Here is an 18,457-nt window from a genome sequence, read left to right on the forward strand (position 1 = left end):
GAGACATCATGCATATTCTGATAATCGGCGCCGCCGGTATGGTCGGGCGCAAGCTGACGGCAAAACTTCTGACAACCGGCCATCTCGGCGGAACGCCCATCCAGCGGATGGATCTGGTCGATGTCATCCCCCCGCATGAGCCGCAAAGCGAGATCGATATCCACTGCGAGGCCGCGGATCTGTCTACCCCCCATACGGCACCCGCGCTGATCGCCCGCCGCCCCGATGTGATCTTCCACCTCGCGGCCATTGTCTCGGGCGAGGCGGAGGCCGATTTCGACAAGGGATACCGCATAAATCTCGACGGCACCCGCGCCCTGTTCGAGGCGATCCGTCATACGCAAAGCTACTGCCCGCGTGTGGTCTTTGCCTCCTCGATCGCGGTGGTGGGGGCACCGCTGCCCTATCCTATCCCAGATGACTTCCACTGCACCCCGCTTACCAGCTATGGAACCCAGAAAGCCATCTGCGAGCTATTGCTGGCGGATTATACGCGGCGCGGGATCCTTGACGGTGTGGGCCTGCGCCTGCCCACGATCTGCATCCGTCCGGGCGCGCCCAACAAAGCGGCCTCGGGCTTCTTCTCGGGCATCCTGCGCGAGCCTCTCGTCGGCAAGGACGCCGTGCTTCCGGTCCCCGACACCATCCGCCACTGGCATGCCTCGCCGCGCTCGGCCGTGGGGTTCATGCTCCATGCTGCAAGCATGGACACCGCGGCCATCGGTCCGCGGCGCAATCTCTCGATGCCCGGTGTCTCGGCCACGGTCGCCGAACAGATAGAAGCCCTGCGCCGCATTGCGGGCGACACTGCGGTCAAACTGATCCGGCGCGTCCCCGATCCCGCGATTACCGCCATGTGCGAGGGCTGGGCTCCGGGGTTCGAGGCCAGCCGCGCCCGCGCTCTGGGCTTTCGCGCCGAGAGTGACTTCACCCAGATTATCAAGGCCCATATCGAGGACGAGCTGGAGGGGGTCCAATGACGATCGCTTTTCTGGGGACCGGCCTGATGGGCGCGCCGATGGTGCGCTGCCTGTTGCGCGCGGGGCATCATGTCACCGTCTGGAACCGCGCGCCGGAAAAGGCGGCGGCGCTGGTCGAGGACGGCGCGCGGCACGCACAGACGCCGCGCGAGGCCGTGGCACGGGCCGAGCTGGTCTTTACGATGCTTAGCGACGGTGCGGCGGTGGACGATGTGCTGTTTGCCCAAGGGGGCCTGCCGCAAAAAGGGGCCACATTTGTCGATTGTTCCTCGATTGCGCCCGACGTCGCGCGCGCGCACGCCCGACGGCTGGCGCAGGCGGGGATCGACTATGTGGATTGCCCTGTCTCTGGCGGCGTCGATGGCGCGCGTGCGGGCACATTGGCGCTTATGGCCGGTGGGTCCGCCGACAGCATCGCCCGTATCGCACCGGTCATGGCCGCGCTCGGCAGGTTGACCCATGTCGGGCCCACCGGTGCGGGGCAGGTGTGCAAACTGGCCAACCAGCAGATTGTCGCCATCACCATCGGCGCCCTTGCCGAGGCAATGGTGATGGTCGGGGCCGCCGGCGCGGACCGCGCCCGTTTCCGCGATGCCATTCGTGGCGGCTTTGCCGAAAGCCGTATTCTGGAGCTGCATGGCCAGCGGATGATCGACCGTGATTTTACCCCGGGAGGCCCCGCGCGCCTGCAGCTGAAAGACCTTGACGGAGTGCTGGGTCAGGCCGCCACCCATGCGCTGGACCTGCCCCTTTCAAAGGAGATCCGGCGCCTGTTTGCGCAATTCGTCGCACAGGGCCATGCTGAGACGGACCATTCAGGCCTGCTGATGCATCTCGAGGCGCTGAATGCCTGCGACCCTGTGGAGGAGACACAATGACCAAGACCCCGCCCAAACCCCGTCTGCGCTCGCAGGACTGGTTCGACAATCCCGACCATGCCGATATGACGGCGCTCTATCTCGAGCGTTTCATGAATTATGGCACCACCCCCGAGGAGCTGCGCGCGGGACGCCCGATCATCGGGATCGCACAATCCGGCAGCGACCTCAGCCCCTGCAACCGCCACCATCTGGATCTGGCCAAACGGGTGCGCGACGGCATTCGCGATGCCGGCGGTATCCCGATCGAGTTTCCAACCCACACCCTGTTCGAGAACTGCAAGCGTCCCACGGCCGCGCTGGACCGCAATCTGGCCTATCTGGGACTTGTCGAGCTGCTTTACGGCTATCCTTTCGACGGGGTGGTGCTGACCACCGGCTGCGACAAGACCACGCCTTCGGCATTGATGGCGGCGGCCACGGTCGACATTCCGGCCATCGTGCTGTCGGGCGGGCCCATGCTCGATGGCTGGCACGAGGGCGATCTGGTGGGCTCGGGCACCGTCATCTGGCGCTCGCGGCGCAAATATGGCGCAGGCGAGATCACCCGCGAGGAGTTTCTGGAAACCGCTCTGGAAAGTGCTCCTTCGGTGGGTCACTGTAACACCATGGGCACGGCCTCCACGATGAACGCGATTGCCGAGGCGCTTGGCATGTCGCTGACGGGCTGCGCCGCGATCCCTGCCGCCTATCGCGAGCGCGGACAGATGGCCTATCGCACCGGCAAACGCGCGGTCGAGCTGGTTCACGAGGATCTGCGCCCGTCCGATATCATGACACGGCCCGCTTTCCTGAACGCGATCCGCGTGAATGCGGCAATCGGTGGCTCGACCAATGCCCAGCCCCATATCGCGGCCATGGCCAAACATGCGGGCGTCGAGATCACCGCCAAGGATTGGCAGACCTACGGCTATGACATTCCGCTTCTGGCCAATGTGCAGCCTGCGGGCAAATATCTGGGCGAGCGGTTCCACCGTGCAGGCGGGGTACCAGCAATCATGTGGGAGCTAATGGGGGCGGGCAAGCTGGACCTCTCGTGCCGGACGGTCACGGGCCAAAATATGGGCGCTAATCTCGAGGGCCGTCAGAGTTCGGACCGCGAGGTCATCCTGCCCTATGGCGCACCGATGATGGAGCGCGCGGGGTTCTTTGTGCTCACGGGAAATCTCTTCGATTTCGCGATCATGAAGACCAGCGTGATATCCGAGGACTTCCGCCGGCGGTATCTGACGACCCCCGGCTCGGAGGGGGTCTTCGAGGGCACGGCCTTCGTCTTCGACGGCTCGGAGGATTACCATGCGCGCATCAATGATCCCGCGCTGGACATCGACGAACACTCCATACTTGTGATCCGCGGCGCCGGGCCACTGGGCTGGCCCGGCTCGGCGGAGGTGGTCAATATGCAGCCGCCGGACCGTCTTCTGAAACGCGGCATAACCTCTCTGCCGACACTTGGCGACGGGCGGCAATCGGGCACTGCCGATAGCCCCTCGATCCTCAATGCCTCGCCCGAAAGCGCGGCGGGCGGCGGGCTGGCCTGGATCCGCACGGGCGACCGGCTGCGCATCGATCTGACCGGAGGACGCTGCGATATGCTGGTCTCCGATGCCGAACTGGACCGGCGCAAGGCGGAAGGGCTACCGGAGGTGCCCCCCTCGGCCACCCCATGGCAACAGCTCTATCGCGAGACGGTCACCCAGATGCAGGATGGCGCCACCATCCGCGGAGCCGAGAAATTTCGCGCGATCTCGCGCAAACTCCCGCGCCACAACCACTGACCCGTCGCACCTGCCCCCTTCGGGCAGGCGCTTCACCCAAAAGGCCATCGGTCCTTACCAGACCGCGCGAGGCGAGCCGGCAGACCTGAGCCGACGGATGTTCCGCGGCGCAGGGTCCATCTCCCGAATTCCGCATCACCTTTCCCCTTCAGCCCATGGACAGGACGATCTTGCCGCGCGTGCGTCCGGCTTCCGGTAACTCCAGAGCCTGCCGGACCACTGCCAATCGGAAGATCCGCTCCACATAGGGCGTGACCGTTCCGGCCTCGACAAGGGCTGTGATCCGTTCGGGCGACCGCGCGATATCCGTCGCAGGGACGACGCGAGAGTCCGAGAAGGCACCGATTCTGATCATTCCGTAAACCGTGTCGCCGCAGGCGAAGCCCGTAATGCCCTCGCCAGTCTCCTCGATGATCCCAAAAAACTCACTGCCCAGACGGAGAAGAAACGTCATTCCCTCCTTGTGCCATCGCCATTGCAGATCTCCCTGTCAACGGGACTGCCCCCCGCCGCAATGACACGGTCAAACACGTCACCCGTATCCTGTGGGCAGTCTCGGAACTCGGACACGGCAAGGCCATCTTACCAGTCGCGGGAAAGGCCGTATTTTCGTGCACTGCGGCATTCTCCCGCGCTTTGCGTCAAATGATGTCCAAGACGCCAAGCGAATTTCTCCTGTCCTGCCAGCAGCCTACACCTTTCCCCATGATGGACAGCCTCTGCGGGTCACGCGGTTGCCGCGCTTCCTATGTCCTGCAGGCGGGTAAAGACCCCGAAACGGGCGGTATGACGCGCGAAGGCCTCCATATCGGGCTGGTTCACGCTGCCGCTGCGCGACATCGACTGCATAACCGTCTCCGCATCGGCATGGACGCCCCCCGCCAGCGCCCCCAGCATCGCCGCCCCGAGAAGCACCGGCTCCTCCGTTTCGGGGGCAATCACGGGTTTGCCGGTGGTATCGGCAAGGATCTGGCGCACCAGCGGATGTCGCCCCGCTCCGCCGCTAATCGCGATACGCTCCACCTTGGCACCGAGAGCGTCCTGCGCCTCGATGATCTGGCGCAGCCCGTAGCCCAGGCCGCAAAGCGTCGCGAGATAGAGCGCCAGCAGGCTTTCCAGCCCCCGATCCATGCCGATCCCCATGACCGTCGCGCGACGATGCGGGTTGGCATGCGGTGCACGATTGCCCAGCACCTCGGGCACCACATGCAGCCCCGCCACCAGATCGAGAACCGGCCTATCGCCGAGTTGCGCGGCCAGCCACGCGGGCAAGGACTGGCCACAAGCTGCGGCCTGCCGATGCGCTTCGGGCGCATAGGGATGGTGATCCAGCAGCTGGTCCACCGCCGCTCCGGCCGCGCTCTGCCCGCCTTCGTTCAACCACATACCCGGCACCATCGCCGAATGATACGGCCCCCAGACCCCCGGCACAAAGGCCGGATCGCGGGTGGTCGTCATGGTGCAGGAAGAGGTGCCGAAGACATAGGCCAGATCGGCGGTCGGATCCCCCGCAGTGCCGACGGTGCCAAGCCCGCCCGCATGCGCATCGATCAGCCCCGCGCCGACGGGGATTCCCTCGGGCAGCCCCATCTCCCGCGCCGCCGCCGCAGTCAGCCCCTGACCGAGCGCCGTGCCGGCCGGAACCACGCGCCGGCCGATCCGGTCAAACCCGTCCGCACAAAGATCGGCCAGTCCGATCTGCTCGAAATAACTCGCATCCCATCGGTTCTCATGGCCCAGATAGGTCCACTTGCAGGTCACCGTGCAGATGGAGCGCGCAAGATCACCGGAGGCGCGCCATGTCAGGAAGTCGGTAAGATCCATGAACTGCCATGCCTGCGCATAGATCTCCGGCATGTTCTCCTTGAGCCAGAGGAGCTTCGGCGTTTCCATCTCGGGCGAGATGATGCCGCCGACATAATCGAGGACCCGATGTCCCGAGGCGTTGATACGCTCGGCCTGCCCGGTGGCGCGGTGATCCATCCAGACGATGATGTTGCGGTCCTGTGCCACCGGGAGCGGCACGCCGCCCGCCCCGAGGATCACAAGCGAACAGGTCGCATCGAACCCGATGCCGCCGACGGTTGCGGGGTCGATACCCGAGGCTTCAACGGCCCCGCGCACCGCGCCGCAGACCGCGCGCCAGATATCATCCGAGGATTGCTCGACGCGGTTGCCCTGCCCCTTCCAGAGCGCGATCTCCTGCACGGATGTGCCTTTGAGAGCGCCCCGCAGATCGAAGACACCCGCGCGCGCCGAGCCCGTTCCCACGTCTATGCCGATCAGATGCATCTTACAGATCCACGCTATTGGGAAGGATCACCATGTCGCGGATCACGACACCCTTCTTGCGGGTCAGCATGAAGACAACGGCTTCCGCCACCTCCTCGGGCTGCATGAGGGACCCGTTGGCCAATGCCTCGTCCATCTTTTCCTGCGGCCAGTCATCGAGCAATGCGGTCACCACGGGACCGGGCAGGACGGCCCCCATCCGGATGCCATGCGGCGCGACCTGACGACGGGTGGAATGCAAGAACGCCTGCACGGCGAATTTGGACGCGGTATAGACCGGCTCCCAGACCACGGGGATGACACCTGCCACAGAAGAGGTGAACAGGATGTCCCCCGATTTCCGTTCGATCATGCCGGGAAGGACGGCATTCACACAACGGAACGCCGCGTTGATATTGAGATTGAGCATCCGGTCCCAGGCATCCGGATCACCTTCGGCTGCGGCACCCCCGACATAGGCGCCGGCATTGGCATGGAAGATGTCAAGCGGCCCTACCCGTGCTTCGATCTGCGGCACCATTGCCGAGACGGCCTGCCCGTCGAAGAGATCGAGCACCAGCGGGTGGGCCCTGTCTCCCAGCGCCTCGCAGAGCTGGGACAGCTTCTCGGCGTCACGGTCGATCAGGACGACGCTGGCCCCCTCGTCCAGAAGGCCCTTGGCGCAGGCAAGTCCGATACCGGACGCCGCGCCGGTAATCGCTGCTGTTTTGTTTTCGAGTTTCATGTCGGATCCTTAGGCACGGCCATGCGAGGCACGGGAGCGGCGGGCGAGGCTATCGACGATCACGGCGATGGCCAGCACGGCCCCCGTAATCATGTAGCGCAGGCTCGACGAGAGGTTGAGAAGGGTCAGGCCGTTGGAGATCGCCTGGATGACGATGATCCCGAGAAGCGCCGACCAGGCGGAGCCCCTGCCCCCGAACAGCGACGTGCCCCCGATGACCGCAGCCGCGATGGCGTTGAGGTTCACATCGCCGGTTCCGGCCTGCTGGGAGGCGGAGGCAAGGCGCGAGGCGGCGAAAACACCGCCCAGTGCCGCAAGCGAGGAGCAGGCCATGAAGGCCGACAGGCGGATCTTCTTGACGTCGATACCTGAGCGGCGCGCGGCCTCGGCATTGCCGCCGACCGCAAACATGGAACGGCCCCATTTGGTGCGGCGCAGCGCATAGTCGAGCGCGACGACGAACAGGGTGAAGACGCCGAACATATAGGGCACGCCACGGCCCTGCTCGAGATAGGCGACGCAGGCCAGAAGCGCGACGGTGATCACCCCTGCCTTGACCAGTAGCACGGAGAGACCGGGGCTCGAGAGATTGACCGCACGGCGGCGGCGCATGGTCTTCATCCCGCCATAGAGCATCAGCGCGCCCGGCAGGATCGCCGCCAGATAGGACAACCATGCCGGCATGATGAGGATCTGGCCGAATTTCACAAGCGGCGAGGTATAGGGCAGATTGATCGAACCGGTGGCGCCGAGGAGATAGAGCTGCAATCCCAGCAGCGCCAGCAGACCCGAGAGGGTCGCCACGAAGGACGGCATCTCGAATTTGTTGCGCAGGACGCCGTAGATGAAGCCCACTGCCGCTCCTGCGAGAACCGCCCCGAGAACGGCCACCGGCATCGGAAGGCCGGAATTGACCCAGAGCACACCGGTCAACGCCGAGGCAAGGCCCGACATCGACCCGATAGACAGATCTATCTCGCCCAGCAGCAGCACGCAGACCACGCCAAGCGAGATCAGCCCGATAGCGGCGGCATCGAATAGCAGGTTCACGAGATTGTTCGGTGCCAGAAACACCGGATTCAATGTGCTGAAGACCAATGTGATCAGCACCAGTCCCGAAAGGACAGGCAGCATCCCCAGATCGCCGGAGCGGACCCGGTCGATGAAGGCGCGACCCGCGCCCGCGAGACCCTCGTCATGGCGCACGCGCGTATCGGCGCGGTCGAGCTGTGCATTGCTCATGCGATTTCTCCCTGCTTGCGGGCCATACGGCGCGAGACAGAATTCTCGGAGGCGCCGGTGATCGCCGCGACCAGATCCTGATGCGAGGTCGCTGCGGTGAACACACCGTTGTTCTCGCCAAGGCGCAGCACGACGATCCGGTCGGCCACCGCGCGCACATCCTCCATGTTATGCGAGATGAGGATCACCCCGTGCCCCCTGTCACGCACCCGCTCGATCAGGTTCAGCACCTCGGCGGTCTGGGCGACACCCAGTGCCGCGGTCGGCTCGTCCAGCATGATGATCTTGGGGTCGAGCAGCAGCGAGCGCGCGATGGCCACCGTCTGTCTCTGGCCGCCCGAGAGCGAGGCGATCGGTTCGCGCACCGAGGGGATACGCGCGGCCAGTTCCTGCAGCAATGTCCAGGCGCGGACTTCCATCTCGACCTCGTCGAGCGCCCAGGGGCCTTTCTCGTGCCCGAGAAAGAGGTTCGCCACCACATCGAGATTCTCGCAAAGGGCGAGATCCTGAAAGACGGTGGCAATTCCCAGTTCCAGCGCGGTGCCGGGGCTATCGAGCGTCACCGGCCTGCCACACCATTCGATGCTCCCGCTGGTGGGCTGGTGCACACCCGCCAGAACCTTGATCAGCGTGGATTTCCCCGCGCCATTGTCGCCCACGAGCGCCACCACTTCGCCCGCATGAACGTCGAGTTCGATATCCTGAAGCGCGGTCACCGCGCCGAACTGCTTGGTCACGCCGCGCAGCTTCAGGATGAGATCACCCTTGTGCATATCCAGTCTCCTCCCTTGAAAGCCGGGGGCGGGTCTCCGCCCCCGGCAGCCGTTTATTCGAGGCCCAGCTTCGCGCAGGGTTCGGCATATTCACCGGTGCAGACTTCAGCGACGGTCTGGATGCCCTTGTCGAAGATCTCCGCCTTGATGTTCTCCTGCGTCACCACGGCGGGGACAAAGAGCTGCGACGGCGTGTCATAGAGTTCGGTCGTCGCATCGGGTGTCTCGCCCCTTACGAGTTTCATCGCCACCCCGGCGGCGGCTTCGGCCACGATTTCGGAGGGTTTGGAAATGGTGTTGTATTGATCGCCCGCAATGATGAGCTGCAGTGCCGCGATGGTCGCGTCATTGCCGGTCACCGGCGGCAGCGGGCTGACGCCCGCGGCCTTCATCGCCGCGATCGCCCCACCGGCAGTGCCGTCATTGGCCGCCACGATCCCTTTGATATCGTCTCCGAAACGGGTGATCTGGCCAGCCGCCCACTCCTGTGCCTTGGGCGGCGCCCAATCCGGCGTATCGAATTCGGACAGGGTCTTATAAGCGGAATTGTCGAGCGCGCTGTCGATCCCGTCGCGGATCAGTCCTGCGGCGGCATCGGTCGGAGAACCGTTGATCTGCAGCACCCCCTCGCCCTCCGCGACCCCCTCGGCCTTCAGATGATCCACCAGCGATTGCGCGATCGCCCGGCCGATGCCCTCATTGTCGAAGGACACATAGAAATCCGCCGGAACATCGGGGATCGGGCGGTCATAGGCGACGACCTTCACATCCTGACTATGGGCGATCTGGACCAGCGTCGCGGCAGCCGAACTATCGACCGGATCAAGAACGACCACCGAGGCACCTTGCGCGATGACCGAGTTGAATTGCTGCTGCTGGAGCGAGACGTCGCCATTGGCGTTCTGGTAGATCACCTTGCATTCGGCACAGAGCTTGTCCATCGCGGCCTGGAAACCGGGATAGTCATGCTGCTCGTAGCGGGTGGATGCCTGATCGGGCATCAGAAAGGCCACGGTGGCTTCGGCATGGGCGGCATGGGCCGCAGCGACCGCAAGTGCGGATGCGGCGAAAATACGGAATTTGGTCATGTTACTCCTCCTGTCAGACCGGCCTTCCGGATGATGCACAAGACAACTTGGGCCCCCAATAGACGTCGCAGGACACATAGCTGATCCCCATGCGCCACCTTCGGGCGCTCTTTCGATAGAGCATCCTCTCCTCAAGATGCTCAACCGATGGAGCATCATTGCCATTGCGCATCAGAGCTGTCAACATCCGTCAACGGGACGTTCACGCGGGAGATGGGCAGGATGTCAGCCAGCAACGCCAATTCTGCAAGGCGGACAACGATCTACGATCTGGCCGAGATCGTCGGAACCTCACCCACAGCGGTGTCCTCTGTGCTGAACGGATCGTGGAAGAAGCGCCGAATCAGCCAGAATCTGGCCGATCGCGTCCTGCGCGCGGCCGAGGAGCAGGGCTATGCGGTCAATATTCAGGCAAGTGTCCTGCGGCGCGACAAATCCAAGATCGTCGGCATGGTCGTGCCGAAATACGACAACCGTTTCTTCGGCGCGATCGCCGAGCAATTCGAGGAGGCCGCGCGGGCGACGGGGCTCTTCCCTGTCATCACCTGCACACAGCGCGACCCCGATCTGGAGATCGAGGCTGCAAGGGGGCTGCTTTCCTATCAGGTGGATCGCCTCGTTGCCTGTGGCAGCACCAATCCGGACCGCATCGCGGAACTATGTGCCGCAAATGGCGTGCCGACAATCAATCTCGATCTGCCGGGCAGCCTGGCCCCCTCCATCATATCCGACAGCTACGCGGGCGCCTTCAGCCTGACCAATGCCATCCTCGACGCCTGCAAAAGGGATCTCGGCATATGTGAGGCCTTGGTGTTTATCGGCGGGCGGCTGGACGATCATAACACGCGGGAACGGCGGCGTGGCTTCCTCGATGCGCATGCCGCACAAGGGCTCGATGTACCAGCGGAGCATATACTGACGCCCGGCTATGCACCGCTGAAAGCGCGTCGGGTCTTGGAAGATCTCCCCGCGCGGCCGCACGGGCTCTTTGTGAATTCGACCATTACCCTTGAAGGGGTGGTGCATTGGATGCAGGCGCTGCCACCACCGGAGGCAGCCGCGATCCGTTATGGCACCTTCGACTACGATCCGTTTGCTGCATTGCTGCCGCAGAATGTCGGCATGATCGAACAGGATGTGCCCAACCTGATCGCCCGCCTGATGGCCCAGATGGAAGAGGCTCCGGCCGCACATAAACTCATCAAGGTGCCCTGCAAACTCCATCTGAGATGACACAGCGTAGACCCGGCCCGATCGAACAGGCGCCGATCAAACCATAAGTCGCCGCGGGTCATGGCGCCATGTCGGGACAGGCGGTTTCCCTCCGCCTCCCCTGCTCCCACAATCGCATCCGAGAAAGCGCTGCCATCAACTGTTGAGCCAGACATATTCCGAGAATGCGTAGCCGTTCAATCCGCCCAAGGGGTTGGGCTCCAACCCGCCGAGCCGGTCGGTATAGGCGTCGATATTGCTCATATAGGCCGGAATGATCGTCCCTGCCTGCTGCGCGACCATCTCCTGCAGATCCCAGTAGATCTCGGTGCGCTTGCTTTCGTCGGTCAAACCGCGCGCCTCTTTCAGAAGACTGTCAAAACGGGAGGAGATATAGCGGCTCTCGTTCCAGGGCGCGTCCGAGCTGTAAAGCAATGAGAAGAGGATATCGGGTGTGGGCCGCGGGTTGATATGCCCGAAATGGACTGGCGCCTTGAGCCAGTAATTCGACCAGTAGCCATCCGCGGGCACCTGATCGATCCTGATATTCATCCCGATCCCTGCCCCTGCCTGCTGGATGAGCGTCGCCATATCGACCGAGGACGCGGCGGCCTCCGAGGCCACAATCGGGATTTCGACCCCCAACAGGCCCGCCTTATCGAAGGCTGCCTTGGCACGGTCGGGGTCGAATTCCGCAGGTTTCAACTCGGTATTGTAATAGCGGCTGGCCGGCGAGACGGGCTGGTCATTGCCGATATCGGCAAAGCCGCGCAGCACGGATTTCTGGATCGCCTCGCGATTGACCAGATGCTTCATGCCTTCGATGAAACCCGCCTTCGACCCTGGATCAAGGTCCATACGCATATTGAGATCGGTGTAATTGCCAGCGGTCGTGGTCAGCGTCGAGATACCGCCCCGTCCCTCGAGCGTCCGCATGGCACGCGGGTTGATCTTGGCCGCGATCTGGATATCGCCCGACATAAGCGCGTTGAGGCGCGCGCTGGCATCGGCGATCGCGAAGAACTCGACACTGTCGAGATAGGGGCCTTCGGATTTGAAGTAGCTGTCGTTACGCTGCCCGACAGAGCGCACGCCCGGCTCGAAGACCTCGCAGGTAAAGGGACCGGTTCCGTTGGCTGTGGTGAAATCGGTCGTTCCATCCGCGATGATGGCGAAATGATGGAGCCCGAGGATCGTAGGCAGGTCGGCATTGGGCTCGGCCAGCACGATCCGGACGCCGAGTGCTCCGGTGGCCGAGATCTCGACCATCTGCTTGGCAATCGCATTGACCTTGGAGCCGACCTCCGGATCCAGATGGCGCTGAAGCGAATAGACCACATCCTCCGCACCAAAGCTCTTGCCGTTGTGGAACGTGACACCCTTGCGCAGAGTGATCTGCCATGTCTGGGCATCTGGTGTCTCGATGCTCTCGGCCAGTTCCATCTGCGGCACGCCCGCGCGGTCGATGAAGGTCAGCCGGTTATAGAATGTGCAGGCGCGGACATAATCGGTCGTGTTCGAGCCCTTGGCCGGATCGAGCGTATCGGCAATCGAGGCCGACCAGCCTGCCGCTTTCAGATGGCCACCGCGCATGGGGGTTGCGGCATTCGTGCGCCCTGCAAGGCCTAAAAGTGTGCCGCCCGCGCTCAGGCCAACGCCTGCGACCATCAGCATATGCAGAAGCTCACGCCGCGTAGCGCCTTGCCGCAATGCGCCCTCCAGCAGGCGGCTATCACGATCTGTCCAGTTTGTCGGTCGTTCGGTCGTCATATCTGTCTCCCTGTGAGGAACTATATCCGAGGATCATGGTTTGGCGGGGTGATCTGGTGCCACCTTCCGCCATTCTCTTTGTCGTTAGAAGCCGAGCCGGTCGAGGGTCTCGTAGCCCGCCGTAACCGCCCTGACCCCGATGGAGCGGAACGCGAAGAACGGCACTTTGGGGAGGGTGTCCCGCGCCACAAGCCCCAGATCCGGCGCCTCGCCCAGGAACCTGCGCGCCATACAATGCCCGACATAGCCCGACATCGCGACACCCGCGCCGTTGAAGCCCGCCGCGAAGTGCTGGCGTCGCGTAAGTGCCCCCGCCATCGGTAAGGCATCGAAGGTCAACGCAACATGGCCGGACCAGCGGTGGGTCACCGGATGCCCCTCAAGCTGCGGAAAAATCGCGCGCATCGCGCTTTCCAGCCGCGCGAAGGCCGCAGGGGCATCCACCGCGCCAAGCGCACCGCGTCCGCCAAAGATCAGCCTGTCACCCTCGCGCCGGAACCAGCGCATCATCCGCCGAGTCTCGGTATAGCTACGGGCATTGGCACAGATCTCCTCGGACATTGTGGCAGGCAAAGGCGCCGTGGCCACCATCGCCGAGCGGAACGGCACGACCGACCGGCGCAATGGTGCCGTGACGCGACTGATGGAGGAATAGGCATCGGTCGCATAGAGCACATGATCGGCGCGGATCTCGCCGTTCGGGAGTGTCGCTCGGAGAGATCCGGTGGCTTCTTCGACCTCCAGCACAGGGCTTCGGGCATAGAGCCGCACGCCGGCCCTTACCGCCGCCTGCGCCAGTCCGTGCAGATAGTCGAGTGGACGGATCGTGCCCCCTTGCGGCGCAAGCACTCCGCCGCAGAAATCCGTGCTGCCGGTTTCGCGTTGCATCTCCTGACGGTCGAGCAATGCGAGACCGCTCACGCCCAGTTCGGCCTTCTGCCATTCGGCATCCCGCGCCAGCGCCTCGAATGCGCGCGCGGTATGGGCACAGCGCAGCGCGCCGTGACGCGCGTAATGCGCCCCGATATCATACCTCTCGAGCGTCTCCTCGAGATAGGCCACCGACCTGTCGGCGATCTCGTGCATTCTGCGGGCTGTCGCGATCCCGTGGCTCTGGGCCAGAGCACTATAGGATATGCGGAACTTCGCGTTCACCACGCCCCCATTGCGCCCCGAGCCGCCCGTGCCTAAGGGCCCCGCCTCTGCCACGATCACGGTCTTGCCCGCCCGCGCAAGGGTCAGGGCCGCATGAAGCCCCGCATAGCCCCCGCCCACCACCAGCACCTCGGCGCGATCGGAGACGGCAAGCGACGGATACTCTGGCGCGGCAGGAGCAAGCTCCTCCCAGAGCGAGGGCGCTTTGGGAGGAACCGAGACAGTATCGCGCCCGTTCACTTGGCGAAGGCGGCATCAACCGCATCGGCCAGATCCGCAAGCGAATGGAGATGCAGATCGGGTTCGGTATATTCGGCCGGATCGGGCGAGCCGCCGTAACCTTCCTGATCGAAGCGCCGCTGGATCCAGCAGGTCTTGTAGCCGAGTGCCTTCGCCACGCCGATATCATGATGCTGGCTTTGAGCCACATGCAGGATCTCGTCCTGTTTGATCCCGAGCACCGAAGCACGGCCACGGCTATAGTCGAAGACGCGCGGATCCGGCTTGGGGACGCCCGCATCGTCACAGGTAATGGCGTCATGGAAGGGCAGCCCCAGCGTCCAGTGATAGGCGCTGAAGGCAGTGCGATCGGCATTGGTCATCGCGCACAAACGAAAACGCGCCCGCATACGCCCGAGCGCCTCGGGCGCATCGGGGAAAGCAGGAAGCTGCAACAGCCGCAACTGGAACAGCTCCGCATTACGGTGCGCCGTTTCAAGCCCTAGCACCTTGGCCATATGAAGATAGACATCGCCAAAGGCTTCGCTGGTGCGGCCATGATGGATGTCACGCGCCTGCACATAGGGTTTGAAAATCTCGTCATCGCTCAGGCCCCTGGCCGCATCGCCGCCCAGTTCGCGGATCGCGTCGAGCACGCCTTTCTCGAAATCGATGCAGGTGCCGACCACATCGAAGGTCAACAGTTTGAAACGGGTCAGATCCATGACAGGCCTCTAATGGGATATGTGTTGACCTCATGTTGCGGTGCAATAAAGGTAAATTCAATTGAAGAAGTCTGATAACTATTATAACTTCAGATCATGGATAGTCTTCGTCGTAAATTGCCCTCAGTCGGTAGCCTTTTCATCTTCGAGGCCGCCGCGCGGCATCAGAACTTCTCGCGGGCCGCAGATGAGCTGAACGTCACGCAGCCGGCAATCAGCCGTGCGATCCATGCACTCGAGACCCATCTGGGACAGCCCCTGTTCGAACGCTCGCGCAGCGGAGCGACGCTGAGTGCCGAAGGAGCGCGTCTGGCGCAGGTTGTCGGACGATCGTTCAGCGACATCTCCGCCGAGCTCGATCGCCTGACCCGCAAGAGGGATGAGGACCGGGTGATCACGCTTTCGGTCTCGACGGCCTTCGTCGCGCATTGGCTCATGCCGCGGATCTCGGTCTTTCGGGCCGCGTTTCCGCAACTCGAACTGCGCTTCCAGCTGATTGCCGGACCGGTATCGGGCCCGATCGAGGGCGTCGATCTGGCAATGCGCTATTACGAGAGCCCGCCGGACGGGGCCCGTGTTCTCCTGCGCGAGGGATATATCGATATCTGCGCGGCCTCGATCGCACGGACCGCGCGCCATGGAACAGTGCCGCGTGTCTATCTCGAAGGCATAAACGATCCGGCGAGCATCATCACCCCCGAGGAAAGCGACAGGACGTCGGCGCTCTCGTTTGCCGATTATTCCATTGTCGTCCAGGCAGCCTTGTCAGGTCAGGGAACTGCCACGGGGTGGCTGAACATCGTAGCACATTGGCTCGATAACGGCCTTCTCGTCCCCGTATACCCCGAGCCCGTCATGCTGACGTCGCGCCTGTGCTGTCTCCAGTTCAACGAAACCTCCGCCAGATCCCGCGCCGTTGCCGATTGGATCGAGGGACAGATGATGGCTGATTTTAAATCGCTTTCAGCGAAATACCCTGAACTGAAGCTCGAACGAATGATGATTTCGCCAGCCCGTGCCTGAGTGTGTAAGTTGATCTTCCCCCATTTGAGTGGTCCGGTCTGAAACCTCGTGCCTCATGGAGTTCGGCCTACGGACATGATGCGGTTCAGGGCTGCTGGGCGATACGACCTCTTCTGGGCACGGGTCTAGGCCAGTCAAATGCGGGAGACCAGATCGTAGAATTGGCTGAAACTGCCATGTCGTTGGCCTGAACTGTCAAGACGGGTTCCAAGCTGCCTCACTAGAATTTTCCTGATGGCAAGTGTCACACTTCTCTCGGAAAGGAATTCCATATGGCGGATCCACAACCTCAAACCACTCTCAGGAAAGGATCCTTGGGTGTTACCCATATCCTCTTCTTCGTTATCGCTGCCGCCGCACCGCTGACAGCGATCGTCGGTGCGGCACCTCTGGCCTATTCGATCGGCAATGGTGCGGGTGCGCCTATGGGATATGTCATTGCGGGGCTGATCTATCTCCTGTTCAGCGTGGGCTTTACGGCAATGAGCCGCCATGTCGGAAGCGCTGGTGCCTTTTACGCCTTTGTCTCCAAAGGGCTGGGATCACGCTGGGCACTGGCGGCAGGTGCAATGACGCTGCTGACTTATTATGCGATCCAGATTGCCATCTATGCCTTTTTCGGGATCGTCATTGCGGGACTTCTGGAACCGCTAGGACTGCCTCTGCCGTGGTGGGCCGCGGCTCTGATCTGCGTGATCCTCGTGGATCTCTGCGGCCGACGCCAGATCGAGTTCTCAGGCTGGATTCTCGGGATCTGCATGCTATGCGAAATCGTTGTGCTGATGGTGCTCAACCTGCTGATCCTTGCCCAAGGCGGGCCGGAAGGCATCAGTGCAACCTCGTTCTTGCCCTCGGTCGGGTTCTCGGCGGGGATCGGTGTCAGCCTTCTATTTGCTGTGGCCTCCTTCCTCGGCTTCGAGGCAACCGTGATTTTTGCGGAAGAAGCCAAGCGCCCGCGCCGCACGATCCCGATGGCGACCTATCTTGCCGTGATCTGTATCACCCTGTTCTATGCCTTTTCAGCGTGGTGCATGGTGATTGCCTATGGCCCGTCCAATATCCGTGACGCGGCAACCGCCGATAGCTCGGATCTCTTCGTGAACACGGCACATGCACTTGGCGGCAGCCTGCTCAGCACGACGATGAGCGCTCTGCTGGTCACCAGCCTTTTTGCCTGTATCCTGTCCTTCCATAACACGATCAGCCGCTATCTCTTTGCAGGCGGGCGCGAAGCTGTCCTGCCCAAGGCGCTGGCACAGGTCCATCCGCATTTCGGCTCGACCCATACAGCCAATCGTGTCCAGAGCCTCTCGGTCGCCCTGATCATCGGCCTATGTGCCCTGTTCAGGATCGATCCCTATGCAACCGTCTATTCGTTCATGGCCGCACTCTCGGCACTGGGGGTCCTCTCGGTCCAGATCCTCGTGGGCATCTCGATCCTGCGCTATTTTGCCCGCACACCACATGACACGACACTCTGGCAAAGGGTGATTGCGCCGGTTGTGGCATTGATCGGTCTGATCATCGTCTTGCTGCTCGCACTGTCGAACCTTCCAATGCTGACAGGCGCCACCAATGTCGCAGTGATCCTGCTGCTTCCGGCGGCGGTTATCGGCACGGGGCTCATGGGCTGGGGCTATGCCGTCTATCTCTCGCGGCGGGACCCTGCCCGTTATGATGCGCTCGGCACGAGTTTCCTCTCCATCGCAGGAGCATCGCATGACTGACGCTCCGGATATTGCAAGCGAGATGATCACCTTCGGGCGGCAGCCACTGGAGACCGGCATCACCATGGAATATGCCCGTAAAGGGCACGGGCCCCATAGTTTCGTTCTGGTCCATGGCTATGGTGATAGCTGGTATTCCTTCTATGGCATGATGCAGGCCTTTCCCGACAGCTGCAGCGTCCTTGCCGTGAGCCTGCGGGGGTTCGGCGAGAGCGACAAGCCGGAGACCGGCTATTCCATCGGCCAGCATGCAGAGGATGTTATCGCATTGCTGCAGGCGCTCGGGACAGGGCCTTCCGTCATCGTCGGGCATTCGATGGGCACATTCATCGCCCGGGAGATCGCACTCCGAGCGCCCGGTCTGGCCCAAAAACTTGTGCTGGTCGATACCGCTGCCACAGGAGCGACACCGCCGCTGGTGGCGCTGGCACGGGACCTCTCAGAGCTTCAGGATCCTCTTCCACGCAGCTTTGCCCATGAGTTTCAGGCAGGCACATGCGTCAACCCCTTGGGAGGAGGCATGACGCTGGACAAGATCGTGGACGAAAGCATGAAGGCTCCCGCCCATGTGTGGAAATCGGCGCTTGCGGGGTTGCTTGACTACCGGCCACCGGCGGGACCGTTCCCCGAGCTGGCACAACTGACGCTCCCGGTCCTTCTCGTCTGGGGCGCTCATGACGAGATCTTCCTGCGCGAAGATCAGGACACCCTGCTCGCCGCCTTACCCGATGCGCGGCTCAGCGTATATGCTGCGGCCGGCCACGCCCCGAACTGGGAAGTACCCGAGGAGCTCTGCTCCGAAATCCGGAACTTCTGCGGCCTTTAAAAGCGCACACGCCCGACATGGGCCTTCCGGTCTTTCCGGCAGGCC

16 protein-coding genes are annotated in these 18,457 nt (G+C 62.9%); 7 read left to right on the forward strand and 9 right to left on the reverse strand.

The genetic code is table 11. The features are described from left to right. Positions 1 to 8 precede the first annotated feature (8 nt). Genes denD through WDB91_RS16105 form a run of 3 tightly spaced genes read left to right on the forward strand, consistent with a single transcriptional unit; the run spans position 9 to position 3,636 of the window. Entirely contained in the window at positions 9 to 980 is a 972-nt protein-coding gene (gene denD / locus WDB91_RS16095) for a D-erythronate dehydrogenase (protein WP_339114647.1), read from the forward strand. Continuing rightward, the gene (locus WDB91_RS16100; protein WP_339114648.1) at positions 977 to 1,858 is read left to right on the forward strand and encodes an NAD(P)-dependent oxidoreductase; all 882 of its coding nucleotides are present in this window, start codon (positions 977 to 979) and stop codon (positions 1,856 to 1,858) included. The genes denD and WDB91_RS16100 overlap by 4 nt, the downstream gene beginning before the upstream one ends. After that, positions 1,855 to 3,636 (forward strand): IlvD/Edd family dehydratase, encoded by a 1,782-nt coding sequence (locus tag WDB91_RS16105; protein ID WP_339114649.1) that lies wholly within the window; start codon positions 1,855 to 1,857, stop codon positions 3,634 to 3,636. Before WDB91_RS16100 ends, WDB91_RS16105 begins: the two co-directional genes overlap by 4 nt. A 148-nt stretch (positions 3,637 to 3,784) precedes the next feature. On the opposite strand, the gene WDB91_RS16110 is transcribed toward WDB91_RS16105, so the two are convergent. The 6 genes from WDB91_RS16110 to WDB91_RS16135 all read right to left on the reverse strand — a co-directional run bounded on the left by WDB91_RS16110 (position 3,785) and on the right by WDB91_RS16135 (position 9,755). Further along, positions 3,785 to 4,090 (reverse strand): zinc-binding dehydrogenase, encoded by a 306-nt coding sequence (locus tag WDB91_RS16110; protein WP_339114650.1) that lies wholly within the window; start codon positions 4,088 to 4,090, stop codon positions 3,785 to 3,787. 272 nt (positions 4,091 to 4,362) lie between these two features. After that, positions 4,363 to 5,928, reverse strand: coding sequence for an FGGY-family carbohydrate kinase (locus WDB91_RS16115; RefSeq protein WP_339114651.1), 1,566 nt, complete (start codon positions 5,926 to 5,928; stop codon positions 4,363 to 4,365). A 1-nt stretch (position 5,929) separates the two neighbouring features. Continuing rightward, a complete protein-coding gene (locus WDB91_RS16120) occupies positions 5,930 to 6,652 on the reverse strand; it encodes an SDR family oxidoreductase (RefSeq protein WP_339114652.1) in 723 nt (240 codons plus the stop codon). Positions 6,653 to 6,661: 9 nt separating this feature from the next. After that, entirely contained in the window at positions 6,662 to 7,894 is a 1,233-nt protein-coding gene (locus WDB91_RS16125) for a sugar ABC transporter permease (RefSeq protein WP_339114653.1), read from the reverse strand. Further along, positions 7,891 to 8,667: an ATP-binding cassette domain-containing protein gene (locus WDB91_RS16130; RefSeq protein ID WP_339114654.1), complete on the reverse strand. Its 777-nt coding sequence runs from the start codon at positions 8,665 to 8,667 to the stop codon at positions 7,891 to 7,893. Before WDB91_RS16130 ends, WDB91_RS16125 begins: the two co-directional genes overlap by 4 nt. A 53-nt stretch (positions 8,668 to 8,720) precedes the next feature. Further along, positions 8,721 to 9,755 (reverse strand): sugar ABC transporter substrate-binding protein, encoded by a 1,035-nt coding sequence (locus WDB91_RS16135; RefSeq protein ID WP_339114655.1) that lies wholly within the window; start codon positions 9,753 to 9,755, stop codon positions 8,721 to 8,723. Positions 9,756 to 9,977: 222 nt separating this feature from the next. Here WDB91_RS16135 and WDB91_RS16140 point away from each other — a divergent pair, with 222 nt between their 5' ends. Then, positions 9,978 to 10,988 (forward strand): LacI family DNA-binding transcriptional regulator, encoded by a 1,011-nt coding sequence (locus WDB91_RS16140; protein ID WP_339114656.1) that lies wholly within the window; start codon positions 9,978 to 9,980, stop codon positions 10,986 to 10,988. A gap of 135 nt (positions 10,989 to 11,123) precedes the next feature. On the opposite strand, the gene WDB91_RS16145 is transcribed toward WDB91_RS16140, so the two are convergent. From WDB91_RS16145 to WDB91_RS16155, 3 genes are all read right to left on the reverse strand, one after another. Beyond that, positions 11,124 to 12,737, reverse strand: a complete 1,614-nt coding sequence (locus WDB91_RS16145) for an ABC transporter substrate-binding protein (RefSeq protein ID WP_339114657.1) — start codon at positions 12,735 to 12,737, stop codon at positions 11,124 to 11,126. Positions 12,738 to 12,821: 84 nt separating this feature from the next. Further along, the gene (locus tag WDB91_RS16150) at positions 12,822 to 14,132 is read right to left on the reverse strand and encodes an FAD-binding oxidoreductase (protein WP_339114658.1); all 1,311 of its coding nucleotides are present in this window, start codon (positions 14,130 to 14,132) and stop codon (positions 12,822 to 12,824) included. Then, positions 14,129 to 14,836 carry an HAD-IA family hydrolase gene (locus WDB91_RS16155; RefSeq protein WP_339114659.1) on the reverse strand — a complete coding sequence of 236 codons (708 nt, stop codon included), beginning with the start codon at positions 14,834 to 14,836 and terminating at the stop codon, positions 14,129 to 14,131. The genes WDB91_RS16150 and WDB91_RS16155 overlap by 4 nt, the downstream gene beginning before the upstream one ends. A gap of 96 nt (positions 14,837 to 14,932) precedes the next feature. Between WDB91_RS16155 and WDB91_RS16160 the strand changes: the two genes are divergently transcribed. The 3 genes from WDB91_RS16160 to WDB91_RS16170 all read left to right on the forward strand — a co-directional run bounded on the left by WDB91_RS16160 (position 14,933) and on the right by WDB91_RS16170 (position 18,412). Further along, positions 14,933 to 15,859: a LysR family transcriptional regulator gene (locus tag WDB91_RS16160; RefSeq protein ID WP_339114660.1), complete on the forward strand. Its 927-nt coding sequence runs from the start codon at positions 14,933 to 14,935 to the stop codon at positions 15,857 to 15,859. 314 nt (positions 15,860 to 16,173) lie between these two features. Continuing rightward, positions 16,174 to 17,586 (forward strand): APC family permease, encoded by a 1,413-nt coding sequence (locus WDB91_RS16165; RefSeq protein WP_339114661.1) that lies wholly within the window; start codon positions 16,174 to 16,176, stop codon positions 17,584 to 17,586. After that, entirely contained in the window at positions 17,579 to 18,412 is an 834-nt protein-coding gene (locus tag WDB91_RS16170) for an alpha/beta hydrolase (protein WP_339114662.1), read from the forward strand. Before WDB91_RS16165 ends, WDB91_RS16170 begins: the two co-directional genes overlap by 8 nt. Positions 18,413 to 18,457: the final 45 nt, after the last annotated feature.

The organism is Thioclava sp. GXIMD2076 (assembly GCF_037949795.1).
Taxonomy (GTDB): domain Bacteria; phylum Pseudomonadota; class Alphaproteobacteria; order Rhodobacterales; family Rhodobacteraceae; genus Thioclava; species Thioclava kandeliae.

Coding starts and splice junctions, on each gene's coding strand:
- denD (WP_339114647.1), top strand. CDS start 9: ATGCATATTCTGATAATCGGCGCCGCCGGTATGGTCGGGCGCAAGCTG.
- WDB91_RS16100 (WP_339114648.1), top strand. CDS start 977: ATGACGATCGCTTTTCTGGGGACCGGCCTGATGGGCGCGCCGATGGTG.
- WDB91_RS16105 (WP_339114649.1), top strand. CDS start 1,855: ATGACCAAGACCCCGCCCAAACCCCGTCTGCGCTCGCAGGACTGGTTC.
- WDB91_RS16110 (WP_339114650.1), bottom strand. CDS start 4,090: ATGACGTTTCTTCTCCGTCTGGGCAGTGAGTTTTTTGGGATCATCGAG.
- WDB91_RS16115 (WP_339114651.1), bottom strand. CDS start 5,928: ATGCATCTGATCGGCATAGACGTGGGAACGGGCTCGGCGCGCGCGGGT.
- WDB91_RS16120 (WP_339114652.1), bottom strand. CDS start 6,652: ATGAAACTCGAAAACAAAACAGCAGCGATTACCGGCGCGGCGTCCGGT.
- WDB91_RS16125 (WP_339114653.1), bottom strand. CDS start 7,894: ATGAGCAATGCACAGCTCGACCGCGCCGATACGCGCGTGCGCCATGAC.
- WDB91_RS16130 (WP_339114654.1), bottom strand. CDS start 8,667: ATGCACAAGGGTGATCTCATCCTGAAGCTGCGCGGCGTGACCAAGCAG.
- WDB91_RS16135 (WP_339114655.1), bottom strand. CDS start 9,755: ATGACCAAATTCCGTATTTTCGCCGCATCCGCACTTGCGGTCGCTGCG.
- WDB91_RS16140 (WP_339114656.1), top strand. CDS start 9,978: ATGTCAGCCAGCAACGCCAATTCTGCAAGGCGGACAACGATCTACGAT.
- WDB91_RS16145 (WP_339114657.1), bottom strand. CDS start 12,737: ATGACGACCGAACGACCGACAAACTGGACAGATCGTGATAGCCGCCTG.
- WDB91_RS16155 (WP_339114659.1), bottom strand. CDS start 14,836: ATGGATCTGACCCGTTTCAAACTGTTGACCTTCGATGTGGTCGGCACC.
- WDB91_RS16160 (WP_339114660.1), top strand. CDS start 14,933: ATGGATAGTCTTCGTCGTAAATTGCCCTCAGTCGGTAGCCTTTTCATC.
- WDB91_RS16170 (WP_339114662.1), top strand. CDS start 17,579: ATGACTGACGCTCCGGATATTGCAAGCGAGATGATCACCTTCGGGCGG.